A 23,219-nucleotide genomic window follows, 5' to 3' on the forward strand; every position below is an offset into this window, starting at 1 on the left:
TTTTAATAATTGAATACTTTAAAGCTGTATTTGTTTTCAGCTTAGCAAATTTAGTGATAAAAATATGGAATAGGTATTCCTTCTGTCAGCAAAAACAAAACCGTGACAAAATTAATTAATCCTTGTATTTATTAAGGCATTGTAAGGAAAAACCAATTTTTGAACCGGGCTTAACTTATTTTTAATATTTTTGAGAAACACAAAAACAAATACCTACAATTAAATCATAAGAATGCAGTTAAATCACTACAAAAATACAAGTGCGAGTATTTTAATCTTGTTGCTGGGTTTTCTTTTTTCATGTAATTCGGACACTAAAAGTCCTGATGTTTCAAATATTGATTTGGAAGTGAAAATTCAAAGATTTGAGCAAGAGCTTTTCGCGGTAAAACAGGAATCAGATTTAAATCAGTTAAGACAGCAGTATCCTGATGTATTGCAATTGTATAGTAATAAAGTGATTGGTCTGGGAGATTCAGATGATTCTGATTATATGGTTTATTTGAATAAGTTTTTAACTGATTCAACAATGAACCAGGTTGCTGATAGCGTTGCAAAAAAGTTTCCGACTCTGGATAAAGAAGAAAAGGAGTTGACAAATGCTTTTAAATATTTAAAGTACTATTTTCCGGAAAAGCCGGTCCCAAATTGTTGTTCTCAAATTTCAGGTTTCAATCAGTCAATTGTTGTTGCCCAAAATTTGATTGGAATAAGCTTGGATAAGTATTTGGGAAAATATTGTGCATTTTATTCCTACTTGGGAACGCCAATGTATGCAAGAGAAAATATGATTCCTGAAAGAATTGTTCAGGATGTTGTGCTTGCTTATGCTTTAACTGAATTTCCTTTCACTCCGCTAAAAGATGATTTAATCAGCAATATGATTTATCAGGGGAAAATAAGATACTTTTTGCAAGCCATGATGCCCCAAAAAAGTGAGGCCGATGTGATGAAGTATTCGCAAAAAGAATTGGAATGGTGTGAGGAGAATGATGAGTTGATGTGGGGATATATTATTGAGCAAAAACATTTGTTTACAAGCGAATACCGTACGGTTATTAAGTATATAAACGATGGGCCTTTTACTCCGGGAATGCCGCAGGAATCACCTTCCAGAACCGGTATTTGGATTGGATGGCAAATTGTAAAAGAATACATGGCAAAACATCCCGAGGTAACTATAAATCAGTTAATGACTGAAAATGATTATGCTGCAATCTTACGGGAATCTGCTTATCAGCCTTAAAATGATCAAAAATGAAAATAGCTTTGATTCAATTTGCACCTGTCTTTGGTGATCTGAAATCAACGATAGAGTCTTTAAAGGTATTGTTATTTAGAGCAAAGGAAGCCGATTTAGTTGTACTTCCGGAACTGGCCAATACCGGCTATAATTTCGATTCGAAAGAAGAAGCTTTTGAGCTTTCGGAAACAGTAAAGGACAGTGTTTTTCTTGATTTTATTCAGGAATTGTGCTTGCAGTATAATTTTACCGTTGTCACTGGATTTTCAGAGAAGGATGGTGATCAATTGTATAATTCAGCTGTTTTGATGAATGCAACAGGGCTTGTTGGAACCTATCGGAAACTTCATTTGTTCATGAATGAACAAAATATTTTCGAGAAAGGAAATTTAGGTCTTCCTGTTTTTATTGTTGATGATGTTAAAATAGGAATCCTGGTTTGTTTCGATTGGATGTTTCCTGAAGTTTGGCGTAAATTAGCTTTGCAGGGAGTCGATTTAATTCTTCATCCTTCAAATTTGGTATTGCCATATGCACAATCTGTAATTCCTTCCTATGCATTGGTGAACAGAATTTTTATTGCCACAGCAAATCGAATTGGAACGGAAAAAGAACTTTCTTTCACAGGTCAGTCTATTATTGTGAATCCAAGAGGAGAAGTTCTTGCTAAAGCTGATAAGCTGGAGCAGATTTTGTTTGTTGATATTGATCCGAAATTGTCCAGAGATAAAATGATTACGAAGAACAATGATGTTTTTAAGGATAGAAGAACTGATATTTATGAATAAGAGCCAGAAATGAGTGTGTTAAAACGAAATATTGAAGAGGAAAAAGCAAGAATCCGAAAGGAGATAAGAGCTGTAAAGCAAAATTATTCTTTTGAGCAGAAAAAAGAGTTGAGCTTACCTATTTTGAAATGTTTGGAACAGCTTCCGGAATTTATCCAAGCCAAAACAGTAATGCTTTACTGGTCGATGAAGGATGAGGTTTATACTCACGATTTTGTTTGCAAATGGGCCAACGAGAAAAAAGTTATTTTACCTAGTGTAAAAGGAGAAACATTGGATTTGAAACTTTTTGAAGGAGCGGATCAGCTGATAGAAGGTGAACATTATGGGATTCCTGAACCTGAGGGGGCTGTATTTATGAATGAGGACGAAATTGATCTGATTTTGATTCCTGGAATTGCTTTTGATCGGGAAAAGAATAGGATGGGTAGAGGAAAAGCCTATTACGACAGGTTGTTACAGTCGTTAAGTTCTTTTAAGGTTGGTATTTGTTTCAATTTCCAGATTTTGGATCATGTACCAATTGATGAGCATGATATTAAAATGGATGAAATAGTATTTCAATAAAAAAGCCAGTGATTATCTCACTGGCTTTTTAATATCGCTAAATTACGATTATTCTGCGTGAATAGCTTCCACAGGACAAGCGTCAACGCAAGTACCACAATCAGTACAAAGATCAGCGTCGATTACATAATGCTCATCACCCATAGAAATTGCTTCAACAGGACATTCTCCTTCGCAAGAACCGCAAGAAATACAGTCGTCGTTAATTACGTAAGCCATTTTCTTTAAATTTTTAGTGTTAATACTATCACAAATGTAATATCATATTTTTAATGGAGAAACAATTTCGCCGAGAATTATATTATTTTGAAACAGATTAAATAATGAAGAATAAGCTTAGGTAAATAATTTGCACTCTCTATTGTGCAGAATTAAAGATGTTTGTTTTTTTAATTGGTTGATTTTAGCTTATTACGAGAACTATTTGTTTAAATATGAAATCGCTAACCACGCCATTGTACTCATTGATGTTCGTAAAGAATCATCATTTGCTTCGAAAGTTGAAGTGTGCAAAGAGCCGTTTTTTTCCGATTGGACTCCAAAACGATAAAAAGTAACAGGATATTTCTGTGAATAGAAGCCAAAGTCTTCGGTGGTCATTCTAATATCCATATTTACAACTTTTTCTTCGCCCAGTAATTCAATCGCATTTATTTTAGCTTCATGAGTAAGGTCTTCGTGGTTGACTAAAAATGGATAGCCATGACGAATGTCTACTTCGCATACCGCACCCATTCCTTTGGCTGTTGATTGAGCTATGTCTGCAATTAATTGTTTGGCCTTAGCTCTCCATTCTTCATTCATGGTACGAAAAGTTCCTTCTATTTTCACTTCATCCGGAATGATGTTGGTCGCTCCGTCAGCAATCATTTTTCCGAAAGAAAGCACGGTTGGGATTCTTGCATCGCAATGGCGGCTGACAATTTGCTGCAATGCTACAATTATATGTGAGGCTATAAGAATTGTATCTGTGCATTTGTGTGGCATGGCGGCATGTCCGCCTTTGCCTTTAACGGTAAGATATATTTCATCACCGGATGCCATATACATACCAGATCTAAATCCTATGGTTCCAGCAGGCATATCCGGTAAAACGTGCTGACCAAGTATCCATTCCGGCTCAGGTTGTAAAGCTCCTTCTTCCATCATTAATTTGGCGCCACCAGGTAATAACTCTTCTCCAGGCTGAAAAATAAGTAAAATCGTACCTTCCCATTCATTTCGTAATTCCGATAGAATTTTGGCTGTTCCAAGCAGACTGGCCATGTGCATGTCGTGTCCGCAGGCATGCATAACACCTTTGTTACGAGAGCAGTATTTGTTATCTGGATTTTCGTTAATGGGCAAGGCATCCATATCAGAACGAAGTGCAATAACCTTCTTAGCAGGGTTTTTTCCTTCAATTTTCCCAACAATACCGGTTTTGACAAAGCCACATTTATAGGGAACTCCTAACTTACTCAAATAATTCTGAATAAATTTAGATGTTTCAAATTCTTCGAAAGAAAGTTCAGGATGAGCGTGCAGATGAGCTCTTATTTCTTTTATTTCATCATTAATCTGTTCTGAGAATGCTAATATTTTGTTTTTTAGATTTGTCATTTGTGGTTATTGGTTTATTTATTGCAAATCAATTTTTTGCGTAGTTAAATTTGATCGGGACCTAATCGTTTAGGCGTTTGAAGAATTTACTTCAATCAATCACAAATCTACTAAATAGTTACAACAGATAGAAAGGTAAGCAATTTTGAAAGAAAATAATTTTGAACAGATAAACCTGGTTCGGTTTTTGTTTTTGGATACTGAAGAAACTCACTAATATTTTAGTATCCATAATCTTGAAAAACAAATAGAAAATATGTTATGGTTGCCTTTTGATTTGACTTAACAACTATTTAACGATATTTAGGTTTTCTTTTAGTGAAAAATAATTAATTTTGTTTGTTTGGCTAAATTTTCAAGGATTTTTTGAACTCTTTAAATTGTTTGCCGTAATATACAAGATCATTGTAAATTAAAATAATTAATTGTTATGAGTAGAAAAGTATTTTATTTGTTGGTTGTTGCTATTCTAGGAAGCACATTGTCTGTGTCTGCTCAGGATGCTGCGCCAGTAATGAAATTTGACACAAAGGAGTACGATTTCAAGACTTTTAAGGAAGAAGATGGATCAACATCTTACTCGTTCGAATTTATTAATACCGGAAATCAGCCGGTTATTATTAATCAGGTACGGTCCTCCTGCGGATGTACATCTCCGGAATGGAGTAAGGAACCAGTTGCGCCGGGACAGAAAGGCTTTGTGAAAGCAACTTTTGATCCTAAGAATCGTCCGGGGCCATTCAATAAGTCGATAACGATAACTGCAAATACGAATCCAGCAATTACTATATTAAGAATTAGTGGTAATGTAATTGCGAGAGAAAAAACTGTGGCTGATTTGTATCCAAGAGAAATGGATGGACTGCGTTTGCAGAACAATCATCTTTCTTTTACTAAAGTGAAAAATACAGAGGTAAAAGATGCTTCAATGGAAGTTTATAATGATAGTGACAAACCAATAAGTATTGGATTTAAAAGAGTGCCTGCTCATTTATCTTTGAAGATGGTTCCTGAAACATTGCAGCCAAAACAAAAGGGTCAGATTATTGCGACTTACGATGCCAGCAAGAAAAATGACTGGGGATTTGTGATCGATTATTTAGATGTTTTAATCAATCAGGAATATAAATCGGGTAACCGGCTAACTGTTAGTGCTAATTTGGTTGAGGATTTTTCAAGTTTATCGAAATCGGAATTAGCTAATTCTCCAAAAGTTGAATTTGTAAAGGATGTATTTGATTTTGGAGAATTAACTCAAGGTGAAAAAGCAGAATATTCTTTCACAATGAAGAATATGGGTAAATCTGATTTGATTATCAGAAAAACCAAAGCTTCATGCGGATGTACAGCTATTGCTCCGAGCACTAAGATTGTTAAAGCAGGTGAAGCATCGGAAATTAAAGTGGTATTTAATTCCAGAGGAAAAAGAGGCCGTCAAAATAAAATGATCACTGTGATTACTAACGACCCTGTTGATTCGGAAGTAAAACTTCGTATTTCGGGAAATGTTGTAATGCCTAAAACGAATTAAGCGAGATTCTAAAATTAAGTTGTGAAACGTCCATGCAAAGGTGTTTTGACACACAGGGGGATGATTCCAGAATGGTAATCCCGAGCTTTCGTGACCATATAGCAACTAAAAACAAATTATAACCATATGAAAGGCTTTTCCATCAGGAAAAGCCTTTTTTGTTGCTGACAAACATATGCACTTTTCATGATGTTTACTAAATCATTACTTTGTAAATTTATAACTTCGCAAACAGAAACGAAAGGAAATTTCTTGTCATGACAGATAAAAATAAAAGAGATCATATCGAAAATGCACCTGATTACAAGGCGCTCAAAGTAAACAAAGGGATAAGTAAACCACCGTCTATTAATCCAAAGATCGCAGACAGGCTTATCATGAATAAGCGTAAAAAACATTCTGTTGAGGATTATGTGCAGGGAATTTTAGATGGGAATATTGGGATGTTAAGTCAGGCAATAACTCTTATCGAAAGTTCGAAACATGAACATCAGTCCGTAGCTCAGGAGATTATTGAAAGGTGTTTGCCTTATTCTGGAAAGTCCGTCAGGATTGGAGTAACAGGAGTTCCTGGAGCGGGGAAAAGTACCTTTATTGAAGCATTTGGAAAACATGTAACTGGACATGGGCATAAATTGGCAGTATTGGCAATTGATCCAAGTAGTGAAAGGAGCAAGGGGAGTATTTTGGGAGATAAAACGCGAATGGAAGAGTTGGCTGTTGATCCCAAAGCTTATATCCGGCCTTCACCTTCGGCCGGATCTTTGGGTGGAGTTGCACGTAAAACCCGCGAAAGTTTAATTCTTTGCGAAGCTGCTGGGTTCGATACAATTTTGATCGAAACAGTTGGTGTAGGACAGTCCGAAACAGCTGTACATTCTATGGTAGATTTCTTTTTACTGATTAAAATTGCCGGTGCCGGTGATGAATTGCAGGGAATTAAGCGGGGAATTATGGAGATGGCCGATGCGATCAGCATTAATAAGGCTGATGGGAATAATATTCACAAAGCTCAATTGGCAAGAGTTCAATTCGAAAATGCCCTGCATTTATTTCCTCAATCACCTTCGGGGTGGATTCCTAAAGTTCTTACCTGTTCGTCTATTGAGAAAACCGGTATTGATGCGATTTGGGATAATATTCTGGAGTATTGCAGTCATACGCAGCAAAATGGATACTTTGATCAGCGAAGAAGTGAACAGGCTAAATATTGGATGTATGAAACTATTAATGAACAATTACGTGATAGGTTTTATCATTTAGAATCAATAAAAGGGCAAATTCCTGATTTTGAGAAGAAGGTTTTGAAGGATGAGATGAGCTCTTTTGTTGCTGCACACAAACTATTGGATGCTTATTTTAGTGATGTAAAAAATAAAGAATAAAGCACTTGGTTTACTGAAAAACTTTTCTTTTTATTGTTTTATTTGGTAGTTTTAATGTCTAATAAAAACACAGATCAAAATACTTAATCACATGAAGAAATTTTTTATCGCAATTGCAGCGATTGGCCTTTTTTTAGGCTCTTGTACACCTAAAGATCAGTACAAATTAACTGGGAAAGTTGAAGGTATGACTGAGGGGAAAGTTTATCTTTCTAAACTTCAGGATAATAAATTGGTGAAAACTGATTCAACAGTAATGACTGCAACAGGTTTTTCTTTCGAGGGAACTGTTGCATCTCCGGATCTTTACTACATTGAACTGGAGGGACAGCGAGGCGCAATTCAATTGTTTCTTGAGAATACAGTAATTACTGTTGATGCTAATGTTGAAAACTTAAGGGAAGCTAAGGTTACAGGTTCTTTAAATCAAGATGTTTTAACAAATTTTGGTGCGTTACAGAAAGGATTTCAGGAAAAACAACAAGCTTTATACTCTGAATATCAAAAAGCAGCGGAAGTAAAGAATCAGGTTGCTATGGATTCTATCGAAGCAGAATTTAATAAATCAGAAGCTGATAAATTTACTGCAAGTAAGGAATTTTTAAAGTTGAATGGAAACACTGCAGCGGCAGCATTCGTTGCGTACAGAATTGCATTTCCGCTTGAAGCTGCCGAAATGGAAGAAGTTTACGCTGTGTTAGGTGAGAACGCTCTTAAATCATCTTACGCAGGATTGCTTAAGGATAAGATTGAGGTGTTGAAAAAAGTTACTGTTGGGCAACCTGCTCCTGATTTTACCTTGAATACCACAGAAGGAAAACCACTTAGCTTATCTTCTTTTAAAGGTAAGGTTGTTGTAATTGACTTTTGGGCATCATGGTGTGGACCTTGCAGAGGAGAAAATCCTAATGTGGTTAAGATGTATACAGAGCTTCATCCTAAGGGAGTTGAGATTTTAGGTGTGTCTTTAGATGATAAGAAAGAAAAATGGTTAAAAGCGATTGAAGACGATGGATTAGTTTGGAATCATGTATCTGATTTGAAAGGTTGGGAATCTTCTGCCGCTAAATTATATGGTATTAGTGGAATTCCAGCTACGGTAATCGTTGATCAAAACGGAGTTATTGTGGCAAAAAATCTAAGAGGTGAGGAATTAAAAGCAGCTATTGAGAAATTGGTTCAGTAGGTTTTTATAAATAAAAGCATTTTTGACCCGGGAGATAATTAAATTTATCTTTCGGGTCATTTTTTGTTAAATGAGTTGGTTTTCACTAAATTCAAGTTCTGAATTCATTCGGGTGTCTGTGTGATATACAATGAAAATTTAAACGGAAAATCTTTGTGGAAACAAAAAAACATCTACTTTTGTTATTTAAAGTAGATCTAAATAAAACAATATCCCCAAAACTTAGAAATGAACTTAGTAAATAAATTTATTCTGGTCTTGCTTGCAGGAATTACAATGTCTTGTCAGTCAGGTAAAGTCGAGAAGGACAGAAATTTGATATCGGTAAGTATATTGCCTCAAAAATATTTCATTGAGCGGATTGCAGGTGATGATTTTAAAGTGAATGTTTTGATTCCTCCGGGAGCCAGTCCGGCAACTTATGAGCCAACGCCAATGCAAATGAAAGATGTTGCCAAATCAATTGCTTATTTTAGAATTGGATATATTCCCTTCGAAACTGTTTGGCTGGATAATTTATTGGAAGGAACTGAAAATATTAAACTTATTGATCTTTCGAAAGGCATTGAATTGATTAAAGGTCAGGAGAAGCATGGAGATCATTTTCATGAAGGTGGAATCGATCCTCATATTTGGTCATCACTAAAATCAGTAAAAATACTTAGCAAGAACTTGTATCAGGAACTAATTAAAATGGTTCCTGAAAAGAAGGATATTTATGAGAAAAATTATCAGCAGTTTCTTTCTGAAATAGAAGAATTAGATCAGGTAGCTGAAGATTCATTTAGGAATAAAAAAGGAATGTCGTTTATGATTTTTCATCCTGCTTTGACCTATTTGGCAAGAGATTATCACTTACATCAAATATCTGTAGAGATGGATGGTAAAGAGCCATCTCCAACTCATATGAAACATTTGGTCGAGGAAGCTCAGCGATTAAGTATAAAACATGTTTTTGTTCAGAAACAATTTAATGTTGAGAATGCCAAATCAATTGTTGCCGAGATTGATGGTGATGTTGTTGTTATTGATCCTTTGGCGGAAGATTGGCTGACTGAAATGAAAAGAATCATTACTATACTTAAAGACTGAAATTGTCGGAAATGAAAAAAATTCTGGAATTAAAATCACTGACTGCAGGATACGATGAAAAGATTGTATTGAAAGGGGTGAATTTGGTGGTGAAAGAAAATGATTTTTTGGGAATTATCGGTCCTAACGGTGGAGGTAAAACAACGCTGTTAAAGGTAATTTTGGGTACTATAAAGCCTGTTGAGGGAGAAATACTGCCGGATGGTAATGACAGATGTATTATTGGTTATTTGCCTCAAATCAATCAAATTGATAATAAGTTTCCAATTCCTGTTAAAGAGGTTGTTCTTTCAGGATTAATGTCTCATAAAAAGATATTTGGAAGATATAATAGTGAGAACAAGAGGCGTGCAGATGAATTAATGACGCAAATGGGTATTATTCATTTAAAGAATAAAAATATTGGAGAGTTGTCTGGCGGACAATTGCAACGTGTATTTTTGTGCCGGGCAATTATTGCAGATCCGCAGTTGTTGATTTTGGATGAGCCGGATACTTATGTGGATAGCAATTTTGAAGGAGAGTTGTATGAAATTCTTCATCATTTAAATTCTCATATGGCCATTATTGTTGTCTCTCATGATGTTGGAACAATATGTTCTCATGTAAAGTCAATTGCCTGTGTGAATGAAACACTATGTTACCATGATTCGAATGTGATATCGCAAGAGCAGTTGATGGCCTATAATTGCCCGATTGATTTAATAACACATGGCGAAGTTCCTCACCGAGTACTAAAGCATCACAAGTAAGATATGAACGAACTAATAGAGTTATTTCAATATAATTTCTTTCTAAACGCTGTTGGAGCAGCGATTCTGGCGAGTATTTCCTGTGGAATTATCGGTTCTTATATTGTCGCACGAAGGATTGTTTTTATCAGTGGCGGAATTACACATGCCTCTTTCGGAGGAATTGGCCTTGCCTGGTATTTAGGATTGAATCCGGTATTTGGAGCCGCGGTTTTTGGTGTATTATCAGCTTTGGGAATTGAATGGATCTCGAAAAAAACTGACGTGAGACAAGATTCGGTTATTGGAATTTTATGGGCTTTTGGAATGGCTTTGGGTATCCTTTTTATTTACATGACACCTGGTTATGCACCCAATTTAATGAGTTTTTTATTTGGGAATATTTTAACTGTCGGAGCCTTGGATTTATATCTGCTTTTAGGTTTATGTGTATTCACAATTGCTGTATTTTTCTTCTTGTTACGGCCGATTTTATTTGTTGCCTTCGATGAAGAGTTTGCACGAACGCAGAAAGCTCCGGTTCAGTTTTTAAATTATTTACTGATATCATTGGTGGCTTTGGCCATTGTTTTAAATATTAGAGTGGTTGGAATTATTCTGGTGATTTCTTTTTTGACAATTCCGCAAACCATAGCCAATATGTTTACGAATGATTTTAAGAAAATGATCTTCGGATCGATAGCATTTGGAATTTTGGGATCGTTTATTGGCTTACTGGTTTCTTATCGAATTAATGCACCATCAGGAGCAACAATTATTTTTTCGTTTGTGATCCTGTTTGTGATAGCGAAACTTGTTCAATTAGTAATGATTTCGGTTAGGCGGAAAAATTTGGCCTAATTCAGTTGAAGAGGGCAGATCTTCTGTATTAAAAAAGAATATATAAATTAGTAAAACAAAATTTGTACTAATATAAACAACAAAATAAAATGAGTTACGATTTAATAGTAGTAGGAAGTGGTCCAGGTGGTTACGTAGCCGCCATTCGCGCTTCACAATTGGGTTTGAATGTTGCAGTTGTTGAACGCGCCGAATTGGGTGGGATTTGTTTGAACTGGGGTTGTATTCCAACCAAATCTTTGCTGAAATCAGCACAAGTATTTGAATATATGAAACACGCCGGAGATTATGGATTAACTATCGAAGGAGAGGTTAAGCCTGATTTTGAAAAGGTGGTGGCTCGTAGTCGTGGTGTAGCTGAAAAAATGAGCGGCGGGATTCAGTACCTGCTGAAAAAGAACAAAATTGAGGTAATCAATGGTTTTGGAAAATTAGTAGGTAACAAAACGGTTGAAGTTACGGCTGAAGATGGAACTAAATCCAATCATGAAGCAAAGCATATTATTTTGGCAACAGGAGCGCGTTCCCGCGAATTGCCAAATCTTCCACAGGATGGAAAAAACATTATCGGATACCGCAAAGCATTGACTTTGGAGAAATTGCCTAAATCAATGATTGTAGTTGGTTCCGGAGCAATTGGATCGGAGTTTGCATACTTCTATTCTACTATGGGAACTCAGGTTACTTTAGTAGAATTTTTGCCGGAAATTCTTCCTGTTGAAGATGAAGAGGTTTCGAAGCAAATGGGACGTAGTTTCAAGAAGAATAAAATTAAAGTCATGACCAATTCTACAGTTGAATCTGTTGAAGGATCGGATGGCAATTTAAAAGTGAATATTAAAAATAAGAAAGGCGAAATCGAAGTTCATGAGTGCGAAATCGTGCTTTCAGCAGTGGGAATTGCGCCTAATACCGAAAATATTGGTTTGGAAGAGGTAGGAGTGGCTGCAGAAAATGGCAGAGTTCTTGTCGACGATTATTTCAGAACCAATGTGGAAGGTGTTTATGCAATTGGCGATATTATAAAAGGACCTGCTTTGGCTCACGTTGCGTCGGCCGAAGGAATTTGCTGTGTTGAGAAAATTGCCGGAATGAATGTTGAACCAATTGATTATACAACCATTCCCGGATGTACATATACAGTTCCTGAAGTTGCATCGATGGGATTGACCGAAAAAGCAGCGAAAGAAGCCGGATACGAGTTGAAGATTGGTAAATTTCCTTTTTCAGCATCTGGAAAAGCAAGTGCTGCCGGAGCCAACGAAGGATTTGTTAAACTTGTTTTTGATGCTAAGTATGGTGAATTGTTGGGAGCTCATATGGTGGGCGCTAACGTAACCGAAATGATTGCAGAATTGGTTACTGCCCGCAAGTTGGAGACAACAGGTCATGAATTGATTAAGTCGATTCATCCGCATCCAACCATGTCGGAAGCTGTCATGGAAGCCGCAGCTGCCGCTTACGATGAGGTAATTCACATTTAAGAGATACGAAAATAATGCTGGATAAAAAGCCATCCTTTAGTTTATAGGGTGGCTTTTCTGTTAAAACCAGGCGTTTTTTTAGTTTCGTTTTTTTAAGTTTGTGAGAATTAATTTAAAACTTCAACCGACTAACTACAAAAAAAATGAAGAAATTTTTATTGGTACCTATTCTTGCAATGACATTCAGTACCATGTCAATAGGACAAAATAAGGGAACTGTAGATGCTAAAATGTTGAACGAGATTCGTTCAAGTTTCAAATTGGATGCTTCGAGTAGAGCAATTCAAAATGCAATTACCAATTCGGAAAGCATTAGAGAGCTGTCTCTCAATCATGAAAAGATTGGAAAAACAGATCATTTTTTCAAATACAGAGTTGATGTAAAGGGAATTACGAATCAGGAAAGTTCAGGCAGATGTTGGATGTTTACTTCTATGAATACAATTCGTCCGGAAGTAATGAAAAAATTTAATTTGAATTCATTCGATTTTTCTCACAACTACAACTATTTCTGGGATCTGTTCGAGAAATCAAATTTGTTTCTTGAGAATATAATTGCAACTGCTGATCGTAAGATGGATGATCGGGAAGTTGTTCTTTATTTTAAAGGTCCTGTTGATGACGGCGGCGTTTGGAATTCTTTTTTTAATGTAGCTAAAAAATATGGCGTTGTTCCGGCGGAAGTAATGCCGGAAACAAAGGTGAGCAATAAAACCCGCGAAATTACAAGCTTGATCAATGAAAAATTAAGAGGAGAGGGATACAAGCTTCGTAATATGATTGCTGAAAAAGCATCGGTGAAAGATATTGCATTGGCAAAAATGACCGCTTTAAAATCAATTTACCGCATGTTGGCTTTAAGTTTGGGCGAACCTCCGGTAAATTTTTCATGGAGATTTAAGGATGCTGATGGAAAAATCAGCGAAAGCAAAATGTATACTCCTAAAGAATTCTTGGCTGAAATTAATCCTGATTTTGCGAATACTGAATTGGTGATGATCATGAATGATCCGACCCGTGACTATTATAAAGTATACGAAATTAAGAATTACAGAAATGTTGAGGAAGGAATCAATTGGACGTATTTAAATCTTCCGAATGATGAAATTAAAAAGTTTGCAATGGCTTCTATCAAGAACAATGAAGCAATGTATGCATCCTGCGATGTAGGAAAACAACACAACAGAAAAGCGGGTGTAATGGATTTGAATACCTACGATTATGAGTCTTTAATGGGCGTTGAATTCGATATGGATAAAAAAGCCAGAGTTTTGACTCGTCAATCCGGTTCTTCTCATGCAATGGCATTGATTGGCGTTGATGTGGATGAAAATGAAGTGCCTGTGAAATGGGAATTTGAAAACTCGTGGGGAAGTACCTCAGGAAATAATGGATATTTAACTTTCACAGATGAATGGTTCTCGGAATATATGTTTCGTGTGGTAATCAACAAAAACTATTTGGACGAGAAAGCGAAGGAAGCACTTAAAACAACTCCGATATTACTGCCGGTTTGGGATTATATGTTTTAGACTCAGCCCAAAATAAATTTATAGTAAAAGAACCTCAAAACTGAGGTTCTTTTTTGGTTTGTGATTTGTTTGTAGTGACAAGGAGTTATGTTAGGCTAATGAATAACATTTAGATTTAATAGCTGACCTATTTTTTGAGCTTCCAGTTTGGCTTCCAATAAATCTTTACATCTTTTAAAAGGAATTCTTCGATTGCGGTTTTTCAGAAATAAAACTACAAAGCAATCATCTGTCTTCAAATTCGTTTCTTTTTGTTCGGGAATATAGGAATCTCGCAGAATAATAGATGAGATTCCGGCAACACGGTCAATATTTTTTAAACTTCTCCACGAGCCCGATTTAAATAGCCCAAAGTAGGCGTAGTAGAATTTGTATTTTTCATCGTCCTTGTCCAGATAGATTACAGAGTAGGAAAATGCCATAAACGATCCGATTAGAACTAATAATAGCGTGAGAGGGAGGATGGATGAATAAATTCCCACAAGCATGATCATCCAACCAAGTATCGATCCCGCTTGCCCAAATAGTTTATCGAGTTTGTTGTGAATCATCTTTTTGGTTATTTAGTTTAATTACTATATAACCGTAATTGATACCAATTTACCCTACTTCTGTTTTATCCTTATTTTTTTCAGGGTGAAAACCCGGCTCCGAATATTGATTTGGGAGCAGTAATTTAATTAATAAGTTTTTCTTATTGATATATGATCTTTAATAATCTGAATGATGTGATATTTGTATCAGAGAATTAGAAATAATATTAATAAACTAAAAATAAGAAAACATGAAAAACAGTAAAAGTAACCTGGAAGTAGCAGAATTAAATGCAAAAGAAAGAGAAGTAGAGCAATTGCAAATATTGTTGGCCAATTATCAATTGTATTATCAGAATTTACGCAATTTTCATTGGAATGTAGGGGGAAACGATTTTTTTGAGCTGCACGCCAAATTTGAAGAGTTGTATGTTGATGCCAGCGATAAAGTGGATGAAATTGCAGAGCGGGTATTAACATTGGAAGGTCATCCTTTGGGAAATTTTTCCGATTACGTTGCCATTTCAACCATTCAGGAAGCCAACTCAAATTGTTCAGGTACCGATATGGTGAAACAAATTATTCAGTCGCACGATATTTTAATCGGGAAAGTAAAAGAAGTATTAATTCAGGCAAATGAAAATGAGGATGAAGGAACTTTAGATATTCTGCCAGCCTACGTTTCTTATTTTGAGAAGCTAAACTGGATGTTTAAAGCATATTTGCGCTAAAATAAAATGCCTCCAATTATTATTGGAGGCACTTTTTATATTTTATTCAAAATCCAGAACAATAGGAGAATACATGTAGTTTCCCATGTAATCTTCCATTTTATTGGTGATTTTATTGGTAAATACAATTCGTTGTGATTTGGGAAGATTATCAGATAGGCGATTAATATCCGAAACAATTTGTTCTTTAATAATCATCTCAGCATCATCAATGGCAACTATCTTTAAATTGCTTAGATTGATTCCGCTAAACGAGTACAATTCATTGAATTTTCTTGCTGTTGCAATAACAATATCCGAACCGGCATAAATTTTATCACGCAGGTTGTGTAAATTCCCCGCATCACCTTCACTAAATATCCTCAGGCTGGTATTGTGACTTAGTGCCAGAAACTGTTCTTTCAGTTGAATTGCTTTCTCTCTATCCGAAACAACAACAATGGCTCTGGGTACATCCTCAAACTCAGCTTTAAGCTGCTGAATAATACCAATAATTATAGTATGGGTTTTCCCGGATTCATCAGGAGCTTTAACAAATAGATCAACACCGCTTTTTATTTTTGAGATGCAACTCTTTTGAACTTCTGTTGGAGTTTCAAAACCATATTCTTCAATAGCTTCTAAAAGCTTTGGATCTAATTTTTTTAAAAACATTGGGTGATTGTATTTTTTGTATTCAATGCAAAATTACTAAATATCCCATCATTAGAAACTTTATAGTGATATTTGAAAGAAAGAGGCACGCGGGATGCCTCTTTTCGGTTCTATAATTGCTTGGCAAGTTTCATTAATTGGATAAATTCACTTCGGTAGCCTTCTTTATCTTCGCCCTTTGATTGTTGAGCCAGATCAATCAGCATACCGTAAGAACAGTTTCCCTTAAATTTTGAATCTCTTAACAGAAGTCCGAAACCGGCAACAGAAGCTGAGAATTTGAAGTTATTGGATAGTTCCCGCCTGTCAATTCGTGTATTGGAAATTATTTTTTCCAATAACAGACTCTTTTTACCATCTGGTTTTTTGTAGCGGAATTTTACTGTGGCCAGTTCGTTTCCCGTATATGCATTGGCGTTTAAACTTGTGTTCTGATATTTTAATTCCTGATCTTGTTTTTTCTTGTTCTTCATTAACTTGATCTCGTAAAGAGCCGTTACGCTGTGACCAGATCCCAATTCTCCGGCATCTTTTGTATCATCTTCAAAATCCTCACTAGCCAACATTCTGTTTTCGTATCCTACCAATCTGTATTCTGCCACAACAGCAGGATTGAATTCAATCTGGATTTTTACATCTTTGGCAATGGTGAATAAAGTACCGCCAAATTCATTCACCAATACTTTTTTTGCTTCCAAAAGATTGTCAATGTAGGCATAGTTGCCATTTCCTTTATCGGCAATAATTTCCATTTTATCATCTTTGTAATTTCCCATGCCAAAGCCTAAAACAGAAATGAAAATTCCTTTTTCACGTTCTTTTTCAATCAATCGCTCCATTTCAGCATTACTCGATTGACCAATATTAAAATCACCATCAGTAGCTAAAATAATACGATTGTTTCCTCCTTCAATAAAATTTTCACTTGCTGCTTTGTATGCTTGTTTTAGTCCCGATGCTCCGGCAGTATAACCACCTGCATTTAAGCGGTTAAGTGCATTTAAGATATCTTCTTTTCTTGCTCCTGAAGTAGAGGGAAGAACCAATCCTGAATTTCCGGCATAAACAACTATTGCAACTCTGTCATCTTCCCTAAGCTGACCGACCAAAAGCTTAAATGCTTTTTTTAGCAATGGTAATTTGTTTGGAGAATCCATCGAACCTGAAACGTCAAGAAGAAATACCAGATTGGATGCCGGTAGATTTTCGGTTTCAATTTTTTTGCCTTGTAAACCAATGTGCAGCAATAAATTTTCTGAGTTCCACGGACATTCAGCCACTTCGTTTGTGATAGAAAAAGGATGCTCGTCATTGGGTTGCGTATAGTCGTAATTAAAATAATTCACCATTTCTTCAATTCGAACGGCATCAATTGGCGGTTTGGTTCCTTCTGTTAAAAATCGACGAACATTACTGTACGAAGCAGCATCAACATCAATCGAGAAAGTAGAGAGTGGATTTTTAACTGCTTGTTTGTATCCATTTTCATGAATGGCAGAGTAGCCTTCTGTATTAAAGTCTTCTTCCATTTCGCAATCCATCATTTCTAATAGTACAGGATTGCGCTTTTTGAATTTCCTGCCTTTTACACGCGCTCCGGCAGCACTTCCCGTAATTGCTTGTTGTTTACTTATTCCATAAGCGCATACAACCACTTCATCCAGGCTAATGTCTTCTGCCTTTAGGATTACATTAATGATACTTTGTTGCTTCACCTTAATTTCCTGTGCAATCATCCCAATAAATCCAAAAATTAATATGTCATTTTCATTGGCTTCTATCGCGTACTTTCCTTCAATATTAGTAACAGAACCAATACCTGTTCCTTTAATTATTATACTAACACCTGGCATTGGGACATTCGATTCATCGCTTACAGTTCCGCTTATGCTTTTCGCAGATAAATTTCCTATCAGAAACAGGCTGATAAGTGTGATTAGAATTGCTTTTGTTCTCATGGCTATCTTTTTTTAATGAATACTTATTTTTTGCTTATTTACCTGTAGGATGCAATCGGAAAACAAATTCCATAAAAAGTTTTCATCTTTTTTTCTTTTTTGTTAACTCGCGGTAGTGAATGAATTGTTTATCAAGTGAATATTTTTAATGTTTCGACTCAAAAAAAATCCGGAAAGTAAAGAAGATCTGCAGTTGCTTCAAGAGTATAGGAAGCAAGGCGATCTGGATGTGCTTGGACAACTTTTTGAGCGGTACATGCACTTGGTATATGGTGTAGCATTAAAACATTTTAGCGATCGGGAATTGGCGAAAGATGCAGTAAATCAAATTTTTGAACGTCTTATTGTTGAAATCCCTAAATTTGAGATACAGAATTTTAAGAGCTGGTTGTTTGTTGTGACAAAGAATTTCTGTTTAATGGAAATTCGAAAGGAAAAATCACATCGAAACAGATTCGAGAAATTTTCTGCTGATCAAAATATGGAATCTGCCGAATTTTTGCATCCTATAGATGAGATGACAAATAGTTCTTTGGAAGATAATCTGAAACATTGCATTGAACGCTTAAAATTGGAACAAAGGCAATGTGTGGTGTTGTTTTATTATCAGGAAAAGGGATACAGAGAGATTTCGGAAGAACTGGAGTTTCCTGAGAAAAAGGTAAAAAGCTATATTCAGAACGGAAAGCGAAACCTGAAAATTTGTTTGGAACAGATAGAATCGAAGCATGAGGTTTAAAAGTAGATTGACATATCGAAACTTTATAGACTACTTCAGTAATAAACTGGAGAAGAAGGAGAAACATGCGTTCGAGAAAAAGATGATGCAGGATGCTTTTGATAGTGAGGCTTTTGATGGCTTGTCGAAAATAAGCAGTCAGGAGCTTGAGCAGGATTTTGCAGAATTAAAAAATAAAATACACGCAAGAACGCAGGAAAGAAAAAGAAGAATTCCGATTTGGTTTCCTTATGCGGCCAGCATTGTAATTTTGATCGGTTTAGGTTCTGTTCTGATGTATTTAAATCAATATTCAGTTCAGAATGAGATGATTGGTAGTCAGATGGAAAGTGAAGTAAAAAAAGCAGAAGTTCCTGTTGTTCAGCCTGAACTCCCTGCAAAGAAATCTGAATTGCTGGATATTATTGATACACTTAAGGAAGATTCAGAACTTGAGTTTTCGGACAGCGGGGATTCTGAAGTACAAGAATTTGCTGAAGTTGAGGATGAGGAAGTTGATGAGGAGATTGAAACTTTCTCTAAACCGGAGATTCTTTCTGAAGCACCTGTTGCGAATAAAAAAATGTCGGTAAATAGAATCACCAAAAGTGCTGATGCTGATTTAGAAAGCACACTTGAAATAGAAAAAGCCTTGTCAGGGAAAGTGGCTGGACTTGAAGTCTCTAAACAAAAAAAACAGGAAGAACCGCTTGCGTTTCACGCAGATAGTTCAAAGAAAGATATCAATAGGATGATAAACGGAGTGGTTTTAGATGAGGATGAAGTGCCAATTCCAGGAGTGCAGATTTTTAGTAAAGAGACAGGAGAAGGTGTTGTCACAAATATGGATGGTCAATTTCAGATTAATGCCAATGATACAAATAAAACTTACAAACTGACTGCTTCATTTATTGGTTACGAGCAGAAAGAAATAAATGCTCAGGCCGATTCAACATTACTGGTGATATTGGAATCAGATGAAGTTTCAATGGATGAGGTTGTTGTGGTTGCATATGGTTCGGATGGAGATCAACGGGAAAATTCAAACAATTCATGGGAGAAGGCAAGGCCGGCGAATTCAGCATCAATATCGAATTTTAAAAAGGTACTGATTGAAAAATTGGATTACTCCAAATTTGAACATTTGCATGGAGCTTATAAGCTGAAATTGTCATTCATTATTACCGCTTCGGGTACTGTTGATGAAATTGTTTTTAAAGACAAACCGGATTCTGTATTGGTTTCTGAAATTGAAAACTTACTCCGTAGCGGAGAAAACTGGGAGCCTGCCAAATCGAGAGGAATTCCTGTTTCTTCAAAAGTGAGAATGGTACTTAAATTGCATTTTGAGTAGAGGTTTGTACTTTTTTCCTTTTGTTGGTAAGATAAACACCTAAAAGAATACATGCCATACATGTCAGATGCAGAATAGTAATGGTTTCGCCATCAATAACACCCCAGAAAATAGCAAAGATAGGAATGATGTAGGTTACTGATGAGGCGTAAATTGCAGAGCTGTATCTGATTAAGCTATTCATTAACAGCATGGCAAGAGCAGTTCCAATTATTCCTAAAGCCGCCAATGCAAGAAAATGAACCGGCCAGTTTGGTGACTGAAGAACAGGTTCGAAATCTGTTGTTGCCAGATAGATTAATGCTGCAGGACCGGTAAAAAAGAAAGCCAAAGAGGTAATCTGAATACCCGTTAAATGAGATAATTTCGATTTAATTTCGTTGATATTGATTCCGTAAAATACGGTTGCGAGAACAATTAGTAAGGCATAGCTGTTCACATTTCCCAAAGCTAACTCCTTACCTGAAGTGATTAAACCCAAAGCACCAATTAGTCCGATCACCAGACCGATAACCTGCAGCCATTTGAATTTTGTTTTGTGAAGAAGTATTCCAATGGCTAATGTGAATATTGGAGTAAGAGAATTCAACATGCCAGCTAATGCACTGTCAATTTGAGTTTGTGCCTTGGTAAACAGAAAAGCCGGGATAAAACTTCCAATAAAGCCAGCAATCAAAAGACTTTTTAAATCCTTCTTTTTCAGAAACTTTAAATTCTTGATTGAATAAGGCAAAAGCACCAGCGAGGCCAAAAGCATACGTATTCCTGCTGCCTGTTCGCTGCTAAAACTTTTCAATCCAATTTTCATCAGAATAAAAGAAGATCCCCAAATAAAGGCGAGCAACAGTAAAATTAAGAATTGAAACCAAGCTTTGTTCCAGTGCATAGTGTAGTGTTTTTAGGATGCCAAAAATACTAGAAATTAGTCATATAACAAGTAGTTGGGATGGCTAATATAAAATGAGAGGAAAAAAACTAATTCTTTAAAAATAAACCCCCGATAGCAGTTGATCGGGGGTTTGTGTGTAAAAAACAGATTGAGGTTTTGCGCAAAAACCAACAATTGATCGTCGTTTAATTTTGTAAGACATTGTGGTAGTAACTTAATCACCTCTTTATTCCGTTTTTTGGTAAAAGGTAACCCTTAAACGAGAATTATTTTTTTAATTGGTTTACAGTCAACTTTATTTTATTCAGAGCTTCCTCTACTACAGATCGGGGACAACCAATATTTATGCGCAGATATCCTTCTCCTTCGGAGCCAAATTTAGTGCCGTCGTTCACAGCCAATCCTGCTTTGTTAATCAACAAATCATGCAGGTCTTTGGTCGAAATTCCCAGCGACCGGTAATCCAGCCAAAGCAAATAAGTTGCCCCGGGTTCAACCAGTTTTATCTCGGGGATGTATTCCTGCAGATACTTTCTTAGAAAATCAACATTGCCTTTTAAGTAGACCATTAACTCATCCAGCCATTCGGCACCTTCCTCGTAACCCGCCTGCATCGCAACGTGTCCAAATAAATTTCCCAAATCCAAATGCAGAGCCGATACCATTCTCTTGTATTTTTTTCGAAATTCAGGATTCGCAATAATAATTACAGAACTTGCCAGACCTGCAACATTAAAAGTTTTCGAAGGCGCAATACAGGTAACTGTTCTTTGGTTTAAATCCTCGGACAGCGAAGCCAGCGGAATGTGTTTGTATCCTTCAAAAATTAAATCCTGATGAATTTCATCAGAAATAATAAAGAAATCATAAGTTTTGGCAAGATCTCCAAGTTGAAGCAATTCTTTTTTGGTCCACACTCTGCCAACAGGATTGTGCGGATTACATAGGATCAATGCTTTTAATCCCTGTTTCGCCAATTCTTCCAGCTGATTAAAATCCATTTCGTAACCCGTCTCTGTTCTTATCAAAGGATTGTAAACCAGCTCTCGTTTGGTGTCATTTACAACATGATAGAAAGGATGGTAAACCGGAGGTTGAACAGCTATTTTATCACCTTCGTTGGTCAAGCTCATCAGCAAAAGCGACAAACCGGTAACCACACCCGGACTAGTTGATATCCATTTTTTACGAACAGACCAGTTGTGTCTGGTTTGAAGCCATGTTTGAATACTTCCAATACAATCATCGCTGCGAAACGAGTAGCCGTAAATCTCATGATTGGCTCTTTTAATTATGGCATCTGAAATGCAGGGTGGAACTTTAAAATCCATATCGGCTACCCATAGGGGAAGAAGATCTTTTTTTCCAAAGAATGCATCAAGTTTATCGTACTTTAAGCAGTCTGTATTTTTTCTATCAATAATTTCATCAAAATTGTAACGCATATTTTCTTTTTTAAGAGGAGTGAATTTAGAAAAAAGGCTCAACTAAAAAAAGACTTTCAGGAGTAAGATTTTTGATGACAAAGAAATCGTTCCGGGTATTGTTTTCTTTTGAATAAATGTAAAAGTGTGGTCGGAGTATTTTTTACGGTAATTTACTGCCTGATTCTGCAAGTAACACAACAATACCTGATCCGTACACACCAATTTCCCAATAATGCCTCTTAGAGCATCCCGCAGGACAATCGCCCCAGCCATAGCTGTAAATCAGGTGAATGAAATCGGAAGTGTAATCTATAATTTCAATTTGAGATCCATCGCCTATGCATAAGGTTGATTTCGCAGAAAGTATGAAAGGGATTTTCTTCAGTTCAGAGGCCAATGCCAAATGATTAATCCCGGTTTCTGATCGATATTTGTATTGATTGTTTCCAAGGGAATCAAGACTGATGTTGTATTCGTAGATGTAATCATCCAGTTGCCTGTGATCTGAATAGCCATTACGGTACCAGGAATTGATATTAGTATTTATAGTGTCGGAGCTTAGTATGCCTTCGTGCAGTTGAACGGGGCAAAGAGTATGAATCTGATATTCTCTGATTTCATAAGCCGATTGCAGTAAAGAATCTAAAAAGACCATTTGAAGAGCTGATATGACTGGTGCTACATGCGATTCATCAATTTCGATATTGTTTAATTCCCGGGTTTCTTCATTTAAGTACAGGTTTAAACAAAGAAGTTTGGCATCGTCCAAAAGAATTTGAAAAGTTGAGTCAGAAACTCTGGAGTCCTGAATGATATCAGTAGGAAAATCGATTGTAGTTTCACCATCACATGCAACAAAGAATATGCCGGCCAAAAAGGAAGAGAGAATAAAAAGGTAGTTTTTCATTCTATTTGATTTTGGAAAAAGGTTCGTAATAGCCTTACGTGTTGTG

At 36.2% G+C, this 23,219-nt stretch carries 22 protein-coding genes; 14 read left to right on the forward strand and 8 right to left on the reverse strand.

The features are described from left to right. Positions 1-232 precede the first annotated feature (232 nt). From gldB to ACY0M5_RS05965, 3 genes are read left to right on the forward strand one after another with little or no spacing between them, the layout of a single operon-like run. The gene (gene gldB, locus ACY0M5_RS05955) at positions 233-1,246 is read left to right on the forward strand and encodes a gliding motility lipoprotein GldB (protein ID WP_461631117.1); all 1,014 of its coding nucleotides are present in this window, start codon (positions 233-235) and stop codon (positions 1,244-1,246) included. 11 nt (positions 1,247-1,257) lie between these two features. After that, positions 1,258-2,031: a nitrilase-related carbon-nitrogen hydrolase gene (locus ACY0M5_RS05960; RefSeq protein ID WP_461631118.1), complete on the forward strand. Its 774-nt coding sequence runs from the start codon at positions 1,258-1,260 to the stop codon at positions 2,029-2,031. A gap of 9 nt (positions 2,032-2,040) precedes the next feature. Then, complete coding sequence (locus ACY0M5_RS05965; RefSeq protein WP_461631119.1) at positions 2,041-2,598, forward strand: 5-formyltetrahydrofolate cyclo-ligase; 558 nt, start codon at positions 2,041-2,043, stop codon at positions 2,596-2,598. Positions 2,599-2,646: 48 nt separating this feature from the next. Here the strand turns inward: ACY0M5_RS05965 and ACY0M5_RS05970 are convergent, their stop codons facing one another. Both ACY0M5_RS05970 and ACY0M5_RS05975 read right to left on the reverse strand, forming a co-directional pair. Continuing rightward, positions 2,647-2,817, reverse strand: coding sequence for a DUF362 domain-containing protein (locus tag ACY0M5_RS05970; protein ID WP_096429549.1), 171 nt, complete (start codon positions 2,815-2,817; stop codon positions 2,647-2,649). 201 nt (positions 2,818-3,018) lie between these two features. Then, the gene (locus ACY0M5_RS05975) at positions 3,019-4,200 is read right to left on the reverse strand and encodes a M20 metallopeptidase family protein (RefSeq protein ID WP_461631120.1); all 1,182 of its coding nucleotides are present in this window, start codon (positions 4,198-4,200) and stop codon (positions 3,019-3,021) included. 430 nt (positions 4,201-4,630) lie between these two features. Here ACY0M5_RS05975 and ACY0M5_RS05980 point away from each other — a divergent pair, with 430 nt between their 5' ends. From ACY0M5_RS05980 to ACY0M5_RS06015, 8 genes are all read left to right on the forward strand, one after another. After that, the gene (locus ACY0M5_RS05980) at positions 4,631-5,731 is read left to right on the forward strand and encodes a DUF1573 domain-containing protein (protein WP_461631121.1); all 1,101 of its coding nucleotides are present in this window, start codon (positions 4,631-4,633) and stop codon (positions 5,729-5,731) included. A gap of 257 nt (positions 5,732-5,988) precedes the next feature. Continuing rightward, on the forward strand, positions 5,989-7,116 hold the full coding sequence (gene meaB / locus ACY0M5_RS05985; protein ID WP_156197051.1) for a methylmalonyl Co-A mutase-associated GTPase MeaB: 1,128 nt from the start codon (positions 5,989-5,991) through the stop codon (positions 7,114-7,116). 91 nt (positions 7,117-7,207) lie between these two features. Next, positions 7,208-8,302 (forward strand): redoxin domain-containing protein, encoded by a 1,095-nt coding sequence (locus ACY0M5_RS05990; RefSeq protein WP_461631122.1) that lies wholly within the window; start codon positions 7,208-7,210, stop codon positions 8,300-8,302. Positions 8,303-8,530: 228 nt separating this feature from the next. Then, positions 8,531-9,394: a metal ABC transporter solute-binding protein, Zn/Mn family gene (locus ACY0M5_RS05995; protein WP_461631123.1), complete on the forward strand. Its 864-nt coding sequence runs from the start codon at positions 8,531-8,533 to the stop codon at positions 9,392-9,394. A gap of 11 nt (positions 9,395-9,405) precedes the next feature. Next, complete coding sequence (locus ACY0M5_RS06000; protein ID WP_124993214.1) at positions 9,406-10,146, forward strand: metal ABC transporter ATP-binding protein; 741 nt, start codon at positions 9,406-9,408, stop codon at positions 10,144-10,146. Between the two features lie 3 nt (positions 10,147-10,149). Further along, positions 10,150-10,986 carry a metal ABC transporter permease gene (locus tag ACY0M5_RS06005; RefSeq protein WP_156197054.1) on the forward strand — a complete coding sequence of 279 codons (837 nt, stop codon included), beginning with the start codon at positions 10,150-10,152 and terminating at the stop codon, positions 10,984-10,986. Between the two features lie 89 nt (positions 10,987-11,075). Then, a complete protein-coding gene (lpdA, locus tag ACY0M5_RS06010; protein WP_461631124.1) occupies positions 11,076-12,470 on the forward strand; it encodes a dihydrolipoyl dehydrogenase in 1,395 nt (464 codons plus the stop codon). 143 nt (positions 12,471-12,613) lie between these two features. Next, positions 12,614-14,002, forward strand: coding sequence for a C1 family peptidase (locus ACY0M5_RS06015; RefSeq protein ID WP_461631125.1), 1,389 nt, complete (start codon positions 12,614-12,616; stop codon positions 14,000-14,002). A gap of 95 nt (positions 14,003-14,097) precedes the next feature. Here the strand turns inward: ACY0M5_RS06015 and ACY0M5_RS06020 are convergent, their stop codons facing one another. Next, positions 14,098-14,553: a hypothetical protein gene (locus tag ACY0M5_RS06020; RefSeq protein ID WP_461631126.1), complete on the reverse strand. Its 456-nt coding sequence runs from the start codon at positions 14,551-14,553 to the stop codon at positions 14,098-14,100. 233 nt (positions 14,554-14,786) lie between these two features. Between ACY0M5_RS06020 and ACY0M5_RS06025 the strand changes: the two genes are divergently transcribed. Further along, positions 14,787-15,266: a Dps family protein gene (locus ACY0M5_RS06025; RefSeq protein WP_461631127.1), complete on the forward strand. Its 480-nt coding sequence runs from the start codon at positions 14,787-14,789 to the stop codon at positions 15,264-15,266. A 42-nt stretch (positions 15,267-15,308) separates the two neighbouring features. Here the strand turns inward: ACY0M5_RS06025 and ACY0M5_RS06030 are convergent, their stop codons facing one another. Together ACY0M5_RS06030 and ACY0M5_RS06035 are read right to left on the reverse strand one after the other, a co-directional pair. After that, positions 15,309-15,920 (reverse strand): DEAD/DEAH box helicase, encoded by a 612-nt coding sequence (locus ACY0M5_RS06030; RefSeq protein WP_461631128.1) that lies wholly within the window; start codon positions 15,918-15,920, stop codon positions 15,309-15,311. Between the two features lie 110 nt (positions 15,921-16,030). After that, positions 16,031-17,878 (reverse strand): vWA domain-containing protein, encoded by a 1,848-nt coding sequence (locus ACY0M5_RS06035; protein WP_461631129.1) that lies wholly within the window; start codon positions 17,876-17,878, stop codon positions 16,031-16,033. Positions 17,879-18,026: 148 nt separating this feature from the next. On the opposite strand from ACY0M5_RS06035, the gene ACY0M5_RS06040 reads away from it, so the two are divergent. After that, positions 18,027-18,617, forward strand: coding sequence for an RNA polymerase sigma factor (locus tag ACY0M5_RS06040; RefSeq protein ID WP_461631130.1), 591 nt, complete (start codon positions 18,027-18,029; stop codon positions 18,615-18,617). Next, positions 18,607-19,950, forward strand: coding sequence for an energy transducer TonB (locus ACY0M5_RS06045; RefSeq protein ID WP_461631131.1), 1,344 nt, complete (start codon positions 18,607-18,609; stop codon positions 19,948-19,950). Before ACY0M5_RS06040 ends, ACY0M5_RS06045 begins: the two co-directional genes overlap by 11 nt. Here the strand turns inward: ACY0M5_RS06045 and ACY0M5_RS06050 are convergent. From ACY0M5_RS06050 to ACY0M5_RS06060, 3 genes are all read right to left on the reverse strand, one after another. Further along, the gene (locus tag ACY0M5_RS06050) at positions 19,931-20,836 is read right to left on the reverse strand and encodes a DMT family transporter (protein WP_461631132.1); all 906 of its coding nucleotides are present in this window, start codon (positions 20,834-20,836) and stop codon (positions 19,931-19,933) included. The genes ACY0M5_RS06045 and ACY0M5_RS06050 overlap by 20 nt on opposite strands. Positions 20,837-21,105: 269 nt before the next feature. Beyond that, positions 21,106-22,284 (reverse strand): MalY/PatB family protein, encoded by a 1,179-nt coding sequence (locus tag ACY0M5_RS06055; protein ID WP_461631133.1) that lies wholly within the window; start codon positions 22,282-22,284, stop codon positions 21,106-21,108. Positions 22,285-22,426: 142 nt separating this feature from the next. Then, entirely contained in the window at positions 22,427-23,173 is a 747-nt protein-coding gene (locus ACY0M5_RS06060; protein ID WP_461631134.1) for a hypothetical protein, read from the reverse strand. Positions 23,174-23,219: the final 46 nt, after the last annotated feature.

The organism is Labilibaculum euxinicum, assembly GCF_963678175.1.
Taxonomy (GTDB): Bacteria; Bacteroidota; Bacteroidia; order Bacteroidales; family Marinifilaceae; genus Labilibaculum; species Labilibaculum euxinus.

Excerpts from the sequence above, each read along its gene's own strand:
- gldB (WP_461631117.1), top strand. The coding sequence starts at position 233 with ATGCAGTTAAATCACTACAAAAATACAAGTGCGAGTATTTTAATCTTG.
- ACY0M5_RS05960 (WP_461631118.1), top strand. The coding sequence starts at position 1,258 with ATGAAAATAGCTTTGATTCAATTTGCACCTGTCTTTGGTGATCTGAAA.
- ACY0M5_RS05965 (WP_461631119.1), top strand. The coding sequence starts at position 2,041 with ATGAGTGTGTTAAAACGAAATATTGAAGAGGAAAAAGCAAGAATCCGA.
- ACY0M5_RS05970 (WP_096429549.1), bottom strand. The coding sequence starts at position 2,817 with ATGGCTTACGTAATTAACGACGACTGTATTTCTTGCGGTTCTTGCGAA.
- ACY0M5_RS05975 (WP_461631120.1), bottom strand. The coding sequence starts at position 4,200 with ATGACAAATCTAAAAAACAAAATATTAGCATTCTCAGAACAGATTAAT.
- ACY0M5_RS05980 (WP_461631121.1), top strand. The coding sequence starts at position 4,631 with ATGAGTAGAAAAGTATTTTATTTGTTGGTTGTTGCTATTCTAGGAAGC.
- meaB (WP_156197051.1), top strand. The coding sequence starts at position 5,989 with ATGACAGATAAAAATAAAAGAGATCATATCGAAAATGCACCTGATTAC.
- ACY0M5_RS05990 (WP_461631122.1), top strand. The coding sequence starts at position 7,208 with ATGAAGAAATTTTTTATCGCAATTGCAGCGATTGGCCTTTTTTTAGGC.
- ACY0M5_RS05995 (WP_461631123.1), top strand. The coding sequence starts at position 8,531 with ATGAACTTAGTAAATAAATTTATTCTGGTCTTGCTTGCAGGAATTACA.
- ACY0M5_RS06000 (WP_124993214.1), top strand. The coding sequence starts at position 9,406 with ATGAAAAAAATTCTGGAATTAAAATCACTGACTGCAGGATACGATGAA.
- ACY0M5_RS06005 (WP_156197054.1), top strand. The coding sequence starts at position 10,150 with ATGAACGAACTAATAGAGTTATTTCAATATAATTTCTTTCTAAACGCT.
- lpdA (WP_461631124.1), top strand. The coding sequence starts at position 11,076 with ATGAGTTACGATTTAATAGTAGTAGGAAGTGGTCCAGGTGGTTACGTA.
- ACY0M5_RS06015 (WP_461631125.1), top strand. The coding sequence starts at position 12,614 with ATGAAGAAATTTTTATTGGTACCTATTCTTGCAATGACATTCAGTACC.
- ACY0M5_RS06020 (WP_461631126.1), bottom strand. The coding sequence starts at position 14,553 with ATGATTCACAACAAACTCGATAAACTATTTGGGCAAGCGGGATCGATA.
- ACY0M5_RS06025 (WP_461631127.1), top strand. The coding sequence starts at position 14,787 with ATGAAAAACAGTAAAAGTAACCTGGAAGTAGCAGAATTAAATGCAAAA.
- ACY0M5_RS06030 (WP_461631128.1), bottom strand. The coding sequence starts at position 15,920 with ATGTTTTTAAAAAAATTAGATCCAAAGCTTTTAGAAGCTATTGAAGAA.
- ACY0M5_RS06035 (WP_461631129.1), bottom strand. The coding sequence starts at position 17,878 with ATGAGAACAAAAGCAATTCTAATCACACTTATCAGCCTGTTTCTGATA.
- ACY0M5_RS06040 (WP_461631130.1), top strand. The coding sequence starts at position 18,027 with ATGTTTCGACTCAAAAAAAATCCGGAAAGTAAAGAAGATCTGCAGTTG.
- ACY0M5_RS06045 (WP_461631131.1), top strand. The coding sequence starts at position 18,607 with ATGAGGTTTAAAAGTAGATTGACATATCGAAACTTTATAGACTACTTC.
- ACY0M5_RS06050 (WP_461631132.1), bottom strand. The coding sequence starts at position 20,836 with ATGCACTGGAACAAAGCTTGGTTTCAATTCTTAATTTTACTGTTGCTC.
- ACY0M5_RS06055 (WP_461631133.1), bottom strand. The coding sequence starts at position 22,284 with ATGCGTTACAATTTTGATGAAATTATTGATAGAAAAAATACAGACTGC.
- ACY0M5_RS06060 (WP_461631134.1), bottom strand. The coding sequence starts at position 23,173 with ATGAAAAACTACCTTTTTATTCTCTCTTCCTTTTTGGCCGGCATATTC.